Annotated in this window: 13 protein-coding genes; 7 read left to right on the top strand and 6 right to left on the bottom strand. The window is 68.3% G+C overall.

Annotated elements, in window-relative coordinates; all coding sequences use genetic code 11:
• The first annotated feature begins 24 nt into the window (after positions 1-24).
• Genes ACIA58_RS10640 through ACIA58_RS10625 form a run of 4 tightly spaced genes read left to right on the top strand, consistent with a single transcriptional unit; the run spans position 25 to position 1,898 of the window.
• On the top strand, positions 25-762 hold the full coding sequence (locus ACIA58_RS10640; protein ID WP_396403387.1) for an FHA domain-containing protein: 738 nt from the start codon (positions 25-27) through the stop codon (positions 760-762).
• A 43-nt stretch (positions 763-805) separates the two neighbouring features.
• Entirely contained in the window at positions 806-1,111 is a 306-nt protein-coding gene (locus ACIA58_RS10635) for a hypothetical protein (RefSeq protein ID WP_396403386.1), read from the top strand.
• Complete coding sequence (locus tag ACIA58_RS10630) at positions 1,108-1,566, top strand: MerR family transcriptional regulator (RefSeq protein ID WP_396403385.1); 459 nt, start codon at positions 1,108-1,110, stop codon at positions 1,564-1,566. The genes ACIA58_RS10635 and ACIA58_RS10630 overlap by 4 nt, the downstream gene beginning before the upstream one ends.
• Entirely contained in the window at positions 1,563-1,898 is a 336-nt protein-coding gene (locus ACIA58_RS10625; protein WP_396403384.1) for a YnfA family protein, read from the top strand. Before ACIA58_RS10630 ends, ACIA58_RS10625 begins: the two co-directional genes overlap by 4 nt.
• Before the next feature lie 302 nt (positions 1,899-2,200).
• Here the strand turns inward: ACIA58_RS10625 and ACIA58_RS10620 are convergent, their stop codons facing one another.
• Entirely contained in the window at positions 2,201-2,953 is a 753-nt protein-coding gene (locus tag ACIA58_RS10620; RefSeq protein ID WP_396403383.1) for a phytanoyl-CoA dioxygenase family protein, read from the bottom strand.
• 106 nt (positions 2,954-3,059) lie between these two features.
• On the opposite strand from ACIA58_RS10620, the gene ACIA58_RS10615 reads away from it, so the two are divergent.
• Positions 3,060-3,848 (top strand): AraC family transcriptional regulator, encoded by a 789-nt coding sequence (locus ACIA58_RS10615; RefSeq protein ID WP_396403382.1) that lies wholly within the window; start codon positions 3,060-3,062, stop codon positions 3,846-3,848.
• Here the strand turns inward: ACIA58_RS10615 and ACIA58_RS10610 are convergent.
• The 5 genes from ACIA58_RS10610 to ACIA58_RS10590 form a co-directional block, all read right to left on the bottom strand.
• Positions 3,792-5,672, bottom strand: coding sequence for an ABC transporter ATP-binding protein (locus ACIA58_RS10610; protein WP_396403381.1), 1,881 nt, complete (start codon positions 5,670-5,672; stop codon positions 3,792-3,794). The two genes, ACIA58_RS10615 and ACIA58_RS10610, sit on opposite strands and share 57 nt — an antisense overlap.
• Position 5,673: 1 nt before the next feature.
• Entirely contained in the window at positions 5,674-6,501 is an 828-nt protein-coding gene (locus ACIA58_RS10605) for an ABC transporter permease (protein ID WP_396403380.1), read from the bottom strand.
• Positions 6,498-7,493, bottom strand: coding sequence for an ABC transporter permease (locus tag ACIA58_RS10600; RefSeq protein ID WP_396403379.1), 996 nt, complete (start codon positions 7,491-7,493; stop codon positions 6,498-6,500). The genes ACIA58_RS10605 and ACIA58_RS10600 overlap by 4 nt, the downstream gene beginning before the upstream one ends.
• Before the next feature lie 3 nt (positions 7,494-7,496).
• Complete coding sequence (locus ACIA58_RS10595) at positions 7,497-9,167, bottom strand: ABC transporter substrate-binding protein (protein ID WP_396403378.1); 1,671 nt, start codon at positions 9,165-9,167, stop codon at positions 7,497-7,499.
• Positions 9,168-9,248: 81 nt separating this feature from the next.
• Entirely contained in the window at positions 9,249-10,244 is a 996-nt protein-coding gene (locus tag ACIA58_RS10590) for a LacI family DNA-binding transcriptional regulator (protein ID WP_396403377.1), read from the bottom strand.
• A 134-nt stretch (positions 10,245-10,378) separates the two neighbouring features.
• Here ACIA58_RS10590 and ACIA58_RS10585 point away from each other — a divergent pair, with 134 nt between their 5' ends.
• Entirely contained in the window at positions 10,379-12,811 is a 2,433-nt protein-coding gene (locus tag ACIA58_RS10585; protein WP_396403376.1) for a beta-galactosidase, read from the top strand.
• Positions 12,808-13,902 (top strand): Gfo/Idh/MocA family protein, encoded by a 1,095-nt coding sequence (locus ACIA58_RS10580; RefSeq protein ID WP_396403375.1) that lies wholly within the window; start codon positions 12,808-12,810, stop codon positions 13,900-13,902. The genes ACIA58_RS10585 and ACIA58_RS10580 overlap by 4 nt, the downstream gene beginning before the upstream one ends.
• Position 13,903 lies beyond the last annotated feature (1 nt).

Here is a 13,903-nt window from a genome sequence, read left to right as displayed (position 1 = left end):
CTGGCTCCCACGGACAATGCCCTTATGACTTCGGTGCCGTTGGAGGGGACGCGTCCGTCGGACGCGGAGCGGGACCGTGCCCTCGCCGTACTGCGCGAAGGCGCCGGCACCGGGCGGCTGTCCCACGACACGTTCGTCCGCCGGATGAATTTCGTCCTGCGCGCGCAGAGCCGCGGCGAGCTGGCCGACGCGATCCGCGACCTCCCACGCGCTGAACCCCGCCGCCGCGCTTGGACCCGGGCGTTTCGCGCCCAGATGCCCCGACTGAAGGTGCAGCGCTCCGCAACCCCGAACACACGAACGAGCGCCCATCCGCACGACCCCGCCGCATACCGGCCTGCCGCCCATGGCGGCGCGGCTGCGACGGCGCACCCCGAGCGGGTTGCGCCGCCCGCTTCGTCCCGTGGTGCCCGGTTTGATCCGGTCGGGGTTGTTGCCTCGTGGCTCGACAGGCTGCCGCAGGTGAGCCTGGTGCGGCCGGCGGCCGCAGTACCGCTGCCTGGGCTCGCTCTTCCGGCGCCCGGATCGCCGACGGTGCGGATCGGGCGCGGTGCCGGTGCGACGCTGCGGATGGCTGACGAGTCCGTGTCGCGTCACCACGCTGAGCTGCGGCATGTCGACGAGGGATGGATGCTCCGCGATCTTGGCTCGATGAACGGCACGACCGTGAACGGTCTGCGGATCACGACCATTGTCCGCGTCCGGCCCGGCGACACGGTCAGCTTCGGCGCGGTCGCGTACGTGCTGACCTGGACCGACTGAGGGCTTGCATCCGGTACTTGGGTACAGGTTTACCGTCGATCTCATGGATGATCTGACCTGGGTTCCCGACGCGTGCGCCCTCCCGACCGCGGACCGGCCGTTCCGGGTGGCGGAGTTCGACCAGCTGTTCGCCGAACATCTCCGCGGCTCGGAGCGCGTGGACGCCGAGACCGTCGACCTCACGCTGACCCGCGAGTCGCGGGAGACGGTCGCCGACCTGACCGCTCGCGAGACCGAGTGCTGCTCGTTCTTCAGCTTCACCTTGAGCGAGACCGCTGACGAACTCCACCTGCTCATCAGGGTGTCTCCGGACCACAGCGCCGTACTCGATGGTCTGCTGAGCCGATGAGGTCGAGCGAGCTGGCCGCCGCGGCCGGCGTGAACCTGCAGACACTGCGGTACTACGAACGCCGCGGCCTGCTCGACGAACCGGTACGGAGTCTCGGCGGGCACCGGATGTACCCGTCCGAGGCAATCACGACGTTGCGCGTGATCAAGGCGGCGCAGCGGCTCGGGTTCACGCTCGCGGAGGTGTCCGAGCTGCTCGACACCGCGCGGCACCGACACGCCCGCGGCGAGGGAGCCGGACTGCAGGCCCGCGCCCGCGAGAAACTAGCCGACGTGGAAGCCAAGATCGCCGACCTGACGGTCATCGCCGAAACCCTCCGCGCGGGAATCGCGGCAGGCTGCGACGACCTCCAAACCTGCGCCGGCGATCCCAACTGCCCGCTCCCGTTCCCCGAGATCGGCCACGAGATCGGCAGCGCCGACCGAACTCACGACACGCCGGGCCGGCGCCGGTGACCGTCCTTCGCTCGATCCTGCTCTTCATCCTGGCCGCAATCGCCGAGATCGGCGGCGCCTGGCTCATCTGGCAAGGCTGGCGCGAACACCGCGGCATCCTCTGGATAGCCGCCGGAATAGTTGCCCTAGGCGCCTACGGCTTCGTAGCCACCTTCCAACCCGACCCCAACTTCGGCCGCATCCTCGCAGCCTACGGCGGCATCTTCGTAGCCGGCTCCCTAACCTGGGGAGTCCTAGTAGACCGCTTCAAACCCGACCGCTACGACGTGTTAGGCGCGGCCATCTGCCTCCTAGGCGTAGCAGTAATCATGTACGCCCCTCGCAACAGCTAGCACACAGCTCCGATCAGCCGCTAGAGCCGTATCAACGAACGTTGGGGTCGTAACGCGCCCCAGGCCCGGCGACGGCGACGGCGTGGCCGTGATCGGTCAGACGAGTGGATATCCGCTGCCGTTGTGCCTTCTCCGCTGGTGTGCGAGCAGAGAAGGCACAACTCGCGGGGTTATCCGCTCGGGTTGTCGCAGCCGGGACAGGTTGGTCTCCAGCCCGGACGTCGTACGGTTCCGAGCGGCACGGGTTAGTTGGGTTCAGCGGGGTGGCCGGGGAGCCGATCTTTTTCGAGGACTGACGGAGGTCAGCGGTCGGCTATGTTTTGGCCGGATTTGAGGAAGGGGTCGAAGGAGCCGTGGGCGCCTGTGCCGTCTTTGGAGGGGATGATTTCCTTGGAGTACTGGGCCAGGTAGACGCGGCGGTTCTTGTCGGTGAGGTTGGGGCCGCTGCGGTGGATGACGACGCTGGAGAAGACGACCATCGAGCCGGCGGGGGCGGTCATCGGGACGCCGGGGTCGGAGCCGAAGTAGCAGACGCGGTCGTTGAGTTCGGGGTCGTGGATGTGCTTGATGTAGGACTTGATGCCGGACCGGGAGTACGGCAGCAGGTAGACAGATCCGTTCTCCTCGGTGACGTCGTCGAGGGCGATCCAGCAGGTGACGTACGGCTCGTGGTCCTCGTGGACGTAGCCGGAGTCCTGGTGCCAGGCGAAGGCCGTGTTCGGGTCGCCGGCCTTGATCACGTACTGCTCCCAGAACAGGTACGCCTCCTCGCCCAGCGTCGCCCGGCAGACCTCAGCCATCGTGTCGCTGAACAGGAACTCCCGCAGCTCGGGCCGGTCCTGGTAGATCATGCTGCTGAAATACCGCTTGCCCCGGTGGTTGATCCCGATCGAGTCGGTGCCGGCGGCATCCATCGCGGCGTCGAGTTTGTCGATCGAGTACTGCGCTCCGCCGCGCAGCAGCTCGAGCTGTTCGTCGGTGAGCACGCGCTCCAGCACGAAGTACCCCTCGTCGCGGTACTGCGCCAGGTGCTCGGGCGTGACCAGGTCGTTCATAGCGTCCTCCGGTGAAATCGGCTGCCTACGACGCTAGGGCGGCAGCACCCGGCAGAGAATGTCTCCTCGCGACCCGGACATGAACATTTTGGCGTACCGTGCGGCCATGAGCGAGCGGACAGTCGTCGCGATCACCGACGGGCCGGTGACGAGACTCGGTCAGCTCGTGCTCGCCGGCGAGGTGGTCGACGACGAGCCGATCATGTCGTCGTCGTTGCGGGTGATGGACGCGTACGTGCTGTCCGTCCTGATCGATGGTGAAGGCAACTACCGCGACGCCGCCGGTCGCGACGAGCGGATCCGCCCGGGCGCGCACACGATCGTGCCGCCCGGGTTCCCGCACACGTACCGCACCGACCCGGGGGAGCGGTGGACGGAGCTGTTCGTCGTCTTCACCGGACCGCTGTTCGACGCGATGCCGCACCTGACCGCCGCCGGGCCGCGCTACCCGGTGCCCCAGCCCTCGATCGAAGCCCTCCGGACCGTACTGCGGGCACCGCCCAGAACGCGGCGCGTTGCCGAGCACCAACTGATGGCCCTGGCCGACTGGCTGGTCGACGTCGAGGACACCGCCGACGACGTCAGCATGGACATCGTGGACGCGATGGGCCGCCTGGCCGACGACCTGACCGCGAGCACCGACCTCGCGGCCATCGCGGCCGAGTCCGGCCTGAGCTACGACACGTTCCGCCGGAGATTCGCCGCACAGGTCGGTCAGACGCCGGCCGCGTTCCGCAACGTACGGCGTCTGCAGGCGGCGGCAACGTTGCTGCGTCTGACCGACCTCACCCACCGCGAGATCGCCCGGACCCTCGGTTTCGCGGACGAGTTCCACCTGTCACGCCGATTCCGCTCCCACTTCGGTGTCGCCCCGCGCGACTACCGGCGTACCTGAGGCGCCGGGCCGGGGGATCGCCGCGAGCAGCCTGCGGGTGTACGGATCCTTGGCCTCACCAATGACCTGGAGGGTCGCCCCGCGCTCCACCATCACGCCCTGGTTGAGCACCATCACCTCGTCGGCCAGCAACCGGGCGCTCAACAGGTCGTGGGTGATGTACAACATGGCGATCCCACGATCACGCACCAACTGGTCGAGCAACGCGATGATCTCCGCGCGGATCGACACGTCCAGCATCGAGATCGGCTCGTCGGCGATCACCACCTCCGGCTCCGGAGCCAGCGCCCGCGCGATCACCACCCGCTGACGCTGCCCGCCGGACAACTGGTGCGGCAGCTTGTCCAGGTACTGCGCCGGCGGCGACAGCCCGACCGTCGCGAGCAATTCGCCCGCCCGTGCCCGTGCCGCGGCCGCGCTCAGCCCAAGGTGATTCCGCAACGGCCGCGACAGCGCGTACGCCACCGTCCGGGTCGGATTGAGCGCGGAGAACGGATCCTGGAACACCAGCTGCACATGCCGTCGGTACTTGCGCAGCGCCCGGCGCCGCAACCTGTCGACCGCCGAGCCCTTGAACCGGATCGAGCCCGACGTCGGACGCTCCACACCGGTCAGGATGCGCGCGATCGTCGTCTTGCCGGAACCGCTCTGCCCGACCAGCGCAGTGACCTGCCCGGGTCGCAGCCCGAACGACACGTCGTCGACGGCCGTCGTCACAGACGTGGTGAGTCCACGCCTGGTCCGATAGATCTTGCGGACGCCGTCCACCACCAGCACCGGTTCCTCATCGGCAAGAGCCGACGGCCCGGCTGCGAACACCTGGTCGCGGTGGCGCAGCGCGGCCGCCTTCTCGAGCACTGCCCGGTCGCCGTCGGACTCCTCGATGAGGATGCACCGCACCTGACCACGCCCCGCGGGCAGCAGATCGGGGTGCACGGTGCGGCACTTGTCCACGGCGACCGGGCAGCGCGGCTGGAAGAGGCAGCCGGCGTGCGACTGCGACAGGTCCGGCGGCCGGCCCGGGATGAACTCGACCTCGACGACCTCGTCGCGCGGATCGGCGTACGAGCCGAGCAGGCCGGCGCTGTACGGGTGCAGGTGGCGGGCCACCATCTCCGCGGCCGGCTGGTCCTCGACGATCTCGCCGGCGTACATCACCATCACCCGGTCGGCGAGCTCCATCACCGTGCCGAGGTCGTGGCTGATGAACAGTACGGCGAACCCGAGCCGCGCCTGCAGCACGCGCAACCGGTCGAGGATCTCGCGCTGTACGACGACATCGAGCCCGGTGGTCGGCTCGTCGAGGAGGACGAACCGCGGCTCGAGCGCCAGGGCCAGCGCGAGCGCGACCCGCTGCTTCATCCCACCGGAGAGCTCGTGCGGGAACCGGCCCAGCACCGACCGGTCCAGCGACACCATCTCGAGCAGTTCGCCGGCGCGCGCCTCGACGTCCAGGTCGTTGCCGTGGGCCTCGAACGTGTCGGCGAACTGGCGCCGGACGGTGATCACCGGGTTCAGCGAGTTCATGCTCGACTGGAACACCGTGGACAGATCCACCCAGCGCAGCGCCCGCAGCTCGTCCTCGGACGCGGTCGTCACGTCCCGCCCGTCGAACACGATGGTCCCGCCGGTGATCGCGGCCGGCTTGTCCAGCAACCGCAGTACGGCGTTGCCGAGCGTCGACTTGCCGCAGCCGGACTCGCCGAGCAGACCGACGAACTCGCCGTCGTGCACCTCGAAGCTGACCCCGTCGACGGCCCGTACGGCGGCCGAATCGCGCGGGCTGTACGTGACGCTCAGGTCCTCGACCTCGAGCAGCGCCATTTCAGTCCTCCCTCAGATGCGGGTTGCTCAAGGCATCGATCCCGAAGTTCATCAGCGTGAACGACGTGATCAGCAGCGCGAGCACGAGGCCGGGCGCCACCAGCCAGGCCCACTGCCCGGTGGTCAGCGCGCCGCCGAGGCTGGCCTGGTTGAGCATGGTTCCCCAGCTGACCGTCTGCGGATCGCCGAGCCCGAGGAACGCCAGCCCGGCCTCGGCGCCGATCGCGCCGAGCGCGGCGCCCATGAAGCCGACCACGATCAGCGAGATCATGTTCGGCACGATCTCGAACGCGATGATCCGGGCCGTGCTGTCGCCGGCGAACTTGGCTGCGGTGATGTAGTCCCGCGTCCGGAGCGTGATGATCTGCGCGCGCTTGATCCGGGCGCCGTACGCCCATCCCGTCACGGTGATCACGACGATGATCAGGCCGAGGCCCTTCACCGGGGCGTACCCGGCCAGCACGACCATCAACGGCAGCACCGGAACGACCAGGCCGAGGTTGATGAAGAACGACAACACCTCGTCCACCACACCCCGCAGGTATCCGGCGGTGAGCCCGACGGTCATCGCGATAAGCGTGCTCAGTACGCCGGCCACGAGTCCGACGATCAGCGACGTACGAGCGCCGTACACCAGCTGCGAGAACACATCCTCACCACGGGCCGTCGTACCCAGCCAGTGCGCGCCGGACGGACCTTGGGACGCCCCGAAGTCGGAGACCCGCGGCCCGTACGGCGCGATCACCGGAGCGAAGACCGCGATCAGGATGAACGCGGCCAGCATGATCATGCCGGCGCGGCACTTGCGATTGCGCCACAGGATCGTCATGGCGCCTCCGCCCGTCGTACGCGCGGATCGAGGAAGCCGTATGTCACATCGGCGAGGAAGTTCGCGATCAGTACACCGATCGTGGTGAACAGGAACAACGCCTGCATCAGCGGATAGTCCTTGTTCGACACGGCTTCCAGCAGCAGCCGGCCGAGCCCGGGGTAGTTGAAGATCGTCTCGACCAGCACGGTCCCGCCCAGGAGCCCGCCGAGTGCGATCGCGAAACCGGTGACGTTCGGCAGGATCGCGATGCGGGCGCCGTACGTGAGCGCGATCCGCCGCCGCGGCAGGCCCTTCGCCCGCGCCAGCCGCGCATAGTCCTCGCCCAGCGTCTGCACCATGTTGTTGCGCATGCCGATGATCCAGCCGACGGGCCCGGTGATCAGCAGCGCCAGCGCGGGCAGGACACTGTGCTGGAACGCGTCCGAGAAGAACAGCCACGTCCAGCTCGGGCTGCTCCCGCCGCCGTACCCACCGCCGTCGGGGAACCAGTTCAGCGTGATCGCGAACACGAAGATCAGCAGCAGCCCGATCCAGAAGAACGGCAGCGTGCCGACGAAGGTCGAGCCGAGCGTGATGAAGGAGTCGACTCGCGAGTTCCGCCGGTACGCCGCCCAAGCGCCAAGCAGCGTGCCGATCACGAACGACGCGATCTGGGTGACGCCGACCAGGATCAACGTCCACGGCAACGCCGTCGCGATCATCGCGGTGACCGAGTACGGGTAGTACGAGTACGAGACGCCGAACTGACCGTGCACCACGGCGCCGAGATAGTCCCAGTACTGCGTCAGCAGGTTGCCGTCCTGGGTGCCGAGCATCTTGCGGATGGCGGCGAGTTGCACCGGGTTGACCGCCTGGGTGTTGCCCTGGAGCCGGGACAGCAGCGCCTGGGCGGGATCCCCCGGCTGGAGCCGGGGGATCAGGAAGTTCAGCGTCACCGCGGCCCACAACGTGGCCACGAAGAAGCCGGTCCGCCGGAGGAAGTACAGCATCGGTCAGCTCCCGGCCGGGACCAGATGGGTCAGCACGACCTGGCCGTTGCCGCCGTCGGCGTACGGGTCGTCCGCGCTCGGCCAGCCCTCCGCCTTGGTGGTGTCGTACTGGAACCACTTGGCGCCGTACCAGATCGGGATCGTCGGCACCTGGTTCATCATGATGTCGACGAGTCCGGCGACGGCCGCCTTCTGGGCCTTCTCGTCCGGCGAGACCTGCAGCGTGTGCAGCAGGTCGTCGGTCTTCGGGTCCTGCCAGCGGATCTCGTTGCTGGCCGCCTTCTTGCCGACCGGCGCGGTTCGTGCGCTGTTGAGGGGATCAGCGAAGTTGGCGTACATGTTGCAGCCGCCGCCGAACACGCCGAACGTCATGTCGTAGTTGCCGGTGGCCCGGTCCTGGTTGTTCGCGTCCGGCGTCGGCGTGTCCTTCGAGACCGTGATGCCGAGCGCCTGCAGGTTCTTGATCAGGATGTCGGCGGCGGCCACCCAGTCGACGTACGACCCGGGCACCTTGAAGCTGAACGAGATCGGCTTGCCGTCCTTGCCGAGCCGGCGGCCCTTGCTGTCCTTGGTGTAGCCGGCGTCGGTCAGCGCCTTGTCGGCCGCGGCGGCGTCGTACCCGATCCGGCCGTCGTCCGCGAGACCCTGCGGGAGCCAGTCCTTCTGACCCGGTACGACGAGGCCGCTCTGACTGGCCTGCGTGACGTACCCGAGCTGTGCCTTGTCGATCACCTGCTTGTCGTCGAACGCAGTGGTCAATGCCTTGCGGAAGCCGACATCGTTGAACGGCGCCTTGGTCAGGTTCATGTACACACTGATGACGCCACCAGGCGCGTACCAGTAGTGGTGGTGCTTCGGGTCGCGATCGACGTACGCCTTCTTGATGTCCTGCACGAACATCGCGTTGGTGTCGTACTCGCCGCGGCTCAGCTTGAGCTGCTCGACCTGCCCGCCGGCGTCGGCCTTGTTGAACCGGAGCTCGTTGACCTTGATCTTGTCGGCCTGCCAGTAGTCCGGGTTGCGCTCGACGACGAGCTGGCGCGGGTTGAAGGACTTCAGCTTCATCGGACCGGTGCCGACCGGCGCGGTCGCGTTGACGAACGTGGTCGGGTCGGCGACCTTCGACCAGACGTGCTCAGGCACGATCTTCACGCCGCTGACCTGCGTGAACGCCGATGCGCCAGGCTGCTTGAAGCTGAAGGTCACCTTGTTGTCGCCGTCGGCCTTGACCGACGACAGGAACGTCCACACACCCTGCGTGTCGAGTACGTCGAACTTCTTCAGCATGTTGAACGTGAACTCGACGTCCTTCGCCGTGAACGGCTTCCCGTCGTTCCACTTGACCCCGCTGCGGATCGTGTAGACGAGCGTCTTCGGATCGGACCACTGGTACGACGTCGCGAGCCAGGGGATCGCCTTGCAGCTGTAGGTTTCGACGTACATCAGGCTCTCGTAGATGTAGTCGGCCGCGGCGAGCTTGGTGGCGTCGAGGTAGGGGTTGTAGTTGGCCTTCGGTGTCGTGCCGCCGCCGAAGTCGCCGTAGTTGAGGAAGTCGATCATCCCGGTGTCGGCGGACGACTGCTGCTTTCCTTCGGTGCCGGTGCATCCCGTGAGCACCAATGCCGCACTTGCCGCTACCGCAACGAACGTCGTACGCCATGGTCGTCTGGTCATCCGGGAGTCCTCCATAAGGGTGTGTGGCGGTTTCCCCCTCGATCCCCGTATCCCCCCGGCTAGCGCCTCGGTGCGGCAGGGTCAGTGCGCACCCCCGCAGCCGCAGGAGCGGCGCAGTACCAATTCGGTCGGTAGAACGATGTCGCCGGCCGGCTGGTCGAGCTGATCGGTCAGCAACCGGGCGGCGGTCGCGGCCAGTTCGCGGATCGGCTGCCGCACCGTCGTCAGTGCGGGCCGGGCGAGAGATGCCATCGGCATGTCGTCGAAGCCGGTGATCGCGATGTCCTCCGGCACGCGCAGCCCCCTGCCGAGCGCGCTCAGCAGCAGGCCGAGCGCGGTCTCGTCGTTCGCGCAGACCACGGCGTCGGGCGGATCTGTTGCGTCGAGCAACTGTTCGGCGGCGATGGCTCCGTCGGACTGCTGCAGCCCGACCCGGACCGGCTCGGCCGGCGGTTTGCGGCGGGCCGACCTGTGCGCCGCGAGGAACGCCTGCCAGCGGGCGGTCACGTCGGGCGAGCCGTCCGGCATACCGACGAAGGCGAGCCGCCGATAACCGTGGTCTACCAGCAGATGCCGAGTCAGAGCCTTCATGTTGTCGTTGGCAACACTGACGGACGCCTGCGCGGAGCCTGCCTCGCTGGCCATCACCACCACGCGGATCTGCGCGGCGACCTTGGCGATCGTGTCGTCCCAGACGGTCCCGCCGTGGATCGCCATCCCGTCGACGCGATCGGCCAGGTCGAGCACGGTCGCGTCGGTGTCGGCACGCGAGTGCGACGCCAGCACGAGCACGCTGTCGCCGGTCTCCAGCGCCTCGGCCTCGAAACCCTGGATCAGCTCGGAGAAGTACGGGCCGGACAGTCCTGGGAACACCAGGCCGAGAGCGCCGTGGCGGCGCTCGGCCAGTGCGCGCCCGAAGTGACTGGGCTTGTAGCCGTGCTCCTCGATCACCCGCAACACGCGGTCGCGCAGCTCGGGGGACACCGGCACCGTGCCGCGCGACACCCGCGACACGGTCGCGGGAGAGACGCCGGCCATCTCGGCGACCCGGCGGAGGGTGACGCGGCTGTTGCCCATCGGCTGAACTCCCGTTACGGTTGAAACCGGTTTCATGAGACCGGTTTCACGACCATAACCACGACCGTGCCGGACAGGCAACAGCTCGCGGCGCGGCGCCCGACACGGTGACCAAGACTGGTGAGGACGTGCTTGTGAGGAACGCCCGATCGATACGGCTCGACCGGCGCCGGCTTCTGGTGGACGGCGTACCGAGGATCCTGATGGCCGGCGAGGTGCACTACTTCCGGCTGCGTCGCGAGGACTGGGCCGACCGGCTCGACAAGCTGGTCGCCGCCGGGTGTGATGCGGTGGCCAGCTACATGCCGTGGCTCGTGCACGAGACCAGCAGCGGCTTCGACCTGACCGGCACCACCAGTGAGTATCGCGACCTGACCGGATTCCTGGAGCTGGCTGCGGAGCGGGATCTGCTGGTCATCGCGCGACCGGGTCCGTTCGTGATGGCCGAGTTGAAGAACGAAGGTCTGCCGTTCCGGATCTATCGCGAGCACCCGGACGCCGTACCGCTGGGCTGGGACGGCAAGCCGGCCGAGTCGGCGACGCTGGACTATCTCGAGCCGGGGTACCTCGCCGACTGCGAGCGGTGGTACGCCGCGATCATGCCCGTCCTGGCGGATCGCCTTGTTTCCAAGGGCGGACCGGTGGCCGCGGTCCAGCTGGACAACGAGGTCGGCATGCTCTCCTGGGTCACGAACACCCCGGAGCTGACCGACCGTACGCTGGCTGACCTGGCGGTCTGGGCTTTCCAGACCTGGGGCCGTGACGGCAGCATCTCGCGGTACGGCGCCGACCCGGACGATCCCGCGGGCTGGGCGTCGCAGTGGCGGGCCGGCGGCACTCTCGATGGCAGTGCGGCCCAGCAGCTTGCGTTGCATCACGACCTCGGGGCGCATCACCGCGACCGCTACGCACGGTACCTGATGCGGCTCCGGGACATCGCTCTGGCGCACGGCGTCGACGACGTGCCGTTCTTGGTCAACCTGCACGGCACGTACGCCGGTCGCGGGCGGCACTTCCCGATCGGCATCAGTCAGCTGTCGAAGTCGTACGCCGGGGTGCCGCAGATGACGTCGGGGTCCGATCACTACATCGGCGAGCTCACGGTCGAGAAGGTGCCGGATCTGTATGTGATGAACGCGTTCATGGCCGCCGTACACGATGCCGATCAGCCGATCACGTCGCTGGAGTTCGAGGCGGGGACAGGGGACTACGGCGAGGATCTCAGCTCGCTGACGAGCCCGGAGACGGCCGAGTTGAAGACCCGGCTGTGCGTTGCCCAGGGCAATCGGCTGGTCAACTACTACTTGTTTGCCGGCGGCCACAATCCGCCGCTGGACACAGCCGTTGGCGACGGCAACGACCGGATCGCGTTCACCGGTGAGCGGCACGGATTCGCGGCGCCGGTAGATCCGGAGGGGCGGCTGAGTACTACGTACGCCGGGACGGCCTCGGCGGTGCGCGCGGTGCGGGGCGCCGAGCATCTGCTGGCCGGGATGGACGAGGAGTACGACGACATCGTCCTCGGCTATGTGCCGGATCACTACCTGACGGAGTACTGCCATCCGTCGGCGTCGGGACGCCGGACACAGGTCGGCGAGCTGGAGCGGTACCGGGGGATGGGGCCGCGGGACATCTTGGCCCGTGCGCTGTTGCTGGGCGGGTATTCGTTCCGGGCGGTCGACTTGTCCGGTGCGCCGACCTCGGCCGGCGCCGCGCTGGATCCGGCCGGCCCGGTGGTCGTGCTCGCGACACCGCCGGTGCTCGGCCGGGCGGTCCAGGAGCGGTTGGCTGCGTATGTCCGGGCCGGTGGTCGGTTGCTGTTGCACGGCCGGGTGCCGGTCGCGGACGACGACGGTACGCCGTGCACGGTGCTCGCGGATGAGCTGGGTGTGAAGGTCGACGACACGGTCGAAGGTACGCCGCACTACTTCCCGTCGGTCCGCGCTACCGCGTGGGCGGGCGATCAGCCCGAGGTCCGGGTGGGCATGCTGGAGCGTCTCGTCGCACCGGATGCCGAGGCACTGGTGGTCGATGTCGCGACCGGTGCCCCGGTGGCGGTGGAGCGCGCGAACGGGCGGACGGTCGTGATGGCCTGCGACTATCCGTGTCACCTCGACTTCTGGCGCCAGGTCTTCGAGCGCGTCGGCGTGCGCCGCCGTCTCATTGCTGAGGGCAACACTCGCGGCCTGGTGGTGACGAGCACCGCCGACGGCACCGGTCAGCGGCTCGTGCACCTGATCAACGTCGCACCGGTCGCGCAGTCGTTCACGCTCACGGTGGGCGACGTCGTGCTGGAGCTCGACCTGGGCGCCCGCGAGGGACGTGTCCTCCCGTTCGACGTGCGCCTCGACGACGCAGTACTGCGCTGGTCCACCGCCGAACTCGATGGCCTGGGCGACGGCTCGACTGTCCTGCTACGAGGCTCCGCCGCCGGCCAGGCGCTGATCGAAACCAGGCGAGAAGTCACCGTGGACGGTGACGCCACCGCCGTTCGGAGCGAGCAGGGCTGGCTCGTCAGCTGGCCCTCTGGCGGTGGCCTCGACCGTCTGACTGTGAGGCTCTCATGACTCTCAACATCGGCGTACTCGGACTTGGCAGCGTGTTCTCCGGGCCGTACGCGAGCCTGATCGGCAAGCTCGAGCAGGAGGGGCGGGTCCGGCTGACAGCGGGGTACGACCCAGATCCGGACAAGCGGTCAAGAGCTGCGGAGCGGTTCGGGATCGACACGTCCGACACCGGACCGGAGGAGTTTCTCGATCGCGACGTCGACATCGTGCTCGTTCTCACCAGCATGAACCAGCACGGCTCCCTGGCCCGCGCGGCTCTCGCGGCGGGGAAGCACGTACTGGTCGAGAAGCCGATGGCTACCTCGCTGGACGAGGGGCGCGCACTGCTCGAGGCGGCCGCGGCAGCGCCTGGGTTGCTGGTGTGCGCGCCGCACATCGTCCTGTCGCCGACGTACCGGGAGATGCATCGGCGGGTCCGCGCCGGCGAGATCGGTGACCTCCACCTCGCCCGCGCTCGGTACGGCTGGTCGGGGCCGTGGTGGGGGCGCTGGTTCTACGAGTCCGGGGGAGGGGCGCTGTTCGATCTGGGCGTCTACAACCTGACCAGTCTGTGCGGATTCTTCGGCCCGGTGCGGCGGGTCACCGCGATGGTCGGCACCGCCGTACCTAAGCGCGAGGTCAACGGCGAGCTCGTCCCGGTCCGCGCCGACGACAACGCGCACATCGTGCTCGACTTCGGGCAGGCGCGGTTCGCGTCGATCGCGACCGGGTTCACCATGCAGCAGTACCGCTCGCCGGCGATCGAGCTGTACGGCGCGACCGGCGTACTGCAACTCCTCGGCGACGACTGGGCCCCGAACGGTTTCGAGCAATGGTCGAACGACCGCGGCTCCTGGGAACTGGTCGGCGAACGAGACCCGCACTGGCCGTGGACCGACGGCCTGCGCCACCTCGTCGACTCCATCGAATCCGGCCGGCCGGCCATCACCCGCCCCGAACACGCCTACCACGCCCTGGAAGTAATGCTCGCCGCCAAACAGTCCGCCACCGAGTCCCGGGTCCTCGACATAACCAGCCATTTCCCCGACCTCGAATACGACACCCCCACCACGGAAGCCTCCCGCCCGACCCACGATCCGAGGACGTCGTGAG

The sequence above is a fragment of the Kribbella sp. NPDC051586 genome (assembly GCF_044453965.1).
GTDB lineage: Bacteria > Actinomycetota > Actinomycetes > Propionibacteriales > Kribbellaceae > Kribbella.
This window is presented reverse-complemented; position numbering and strand designations above follow the sequence as displayed.

What these genes read in the sequence shown, in the direction of transcription:
- ACIA58_RS10640 (WP_396403387.1), top strand. Translation starts at nt 25, where the DNA reads ATGACTTCGGTGCCGTTGGAGGGGACGCGTCCGTCGGACGCGGAGCGG.
- ACIA58_RS10635 (WP_396403386.1), top strand. Translation starts at nt 806, where the DNA reads ATGGATGATCTGACCTGGGTTCCCGACGCGTGCGCCCTCCCGACCGCG.
- ACIA58_RS10630 (WP_396403385.1), top strand. Translation starts at nt 1,108, where the DNA reads ATGAGGTCGAGCGAGCTGGCCGCCGCGGCCGGCGTGAACCTGCAGACA.
- ACIA58_RS10620 (WP_396403383.1), bottom strand. Translation starts at nt 2,953, where the DNA reads ATGAACGACCTGGTCACGCCCGAGCACCTGGCGCAGTACCGCGACGAG.
- ACIA58_RS10615 (WP_396403382.1), top strand. Translation starts at nt 3,060, where the DNA reads ATGAGCGAGCGGACAGTCGTCGCGATCACCGACGGGCCGGTGACGAGA.
- ACIA58_RS10610 (WP_396403381.1), bottom strand. Translation starts at nt 5,672, where the DNA reads ATGGCGCTGCTCGAGGTCGAGGACCTGAGCGTCACGTACAGCCCGCGC.
- ACIA58_RS10605 (WP_396403380.1), bottom strand. Translation starts at nt 6,501, where the DNA reads ATGACGATCCTGTGGCGCAATCGCAAGTGCCGCGCCGGCATGATCATG.
- ACIA58_RS10600 (WP_396403379.1), bottom strand. Translation starts at nt 7,493, where the DNA reads ATGCTGTACTTCCTCCGGCGGACCGGCTTCTTCGTGGCCACGTTGTGG.
- ACIA58_RS10595 (WP_396403378.1), bottom strand. Translation starts at nt 9,167, where the DNA reads ATGACCAGACGACCATGGCGTACGACGTTCGTTGCGGTAGCGGCAAGT.
- ACIA58_RS10590 (WP_396403377.1), bottom strand. Translation starts at nt 10,244, where the DNA reads ATGGGCAACAGCCGCGTCACCCTCCGCCGGGTCGCCGAGATGGCCGGC.
- ACIA58_RS10580 (WP_396403375.1), top strand. Translation starts at nt 12,808, where the DNA reads ATGACTCTCAACATCGGCGTACTCGGACTTGGCAGCGTGTTCTCCGGG.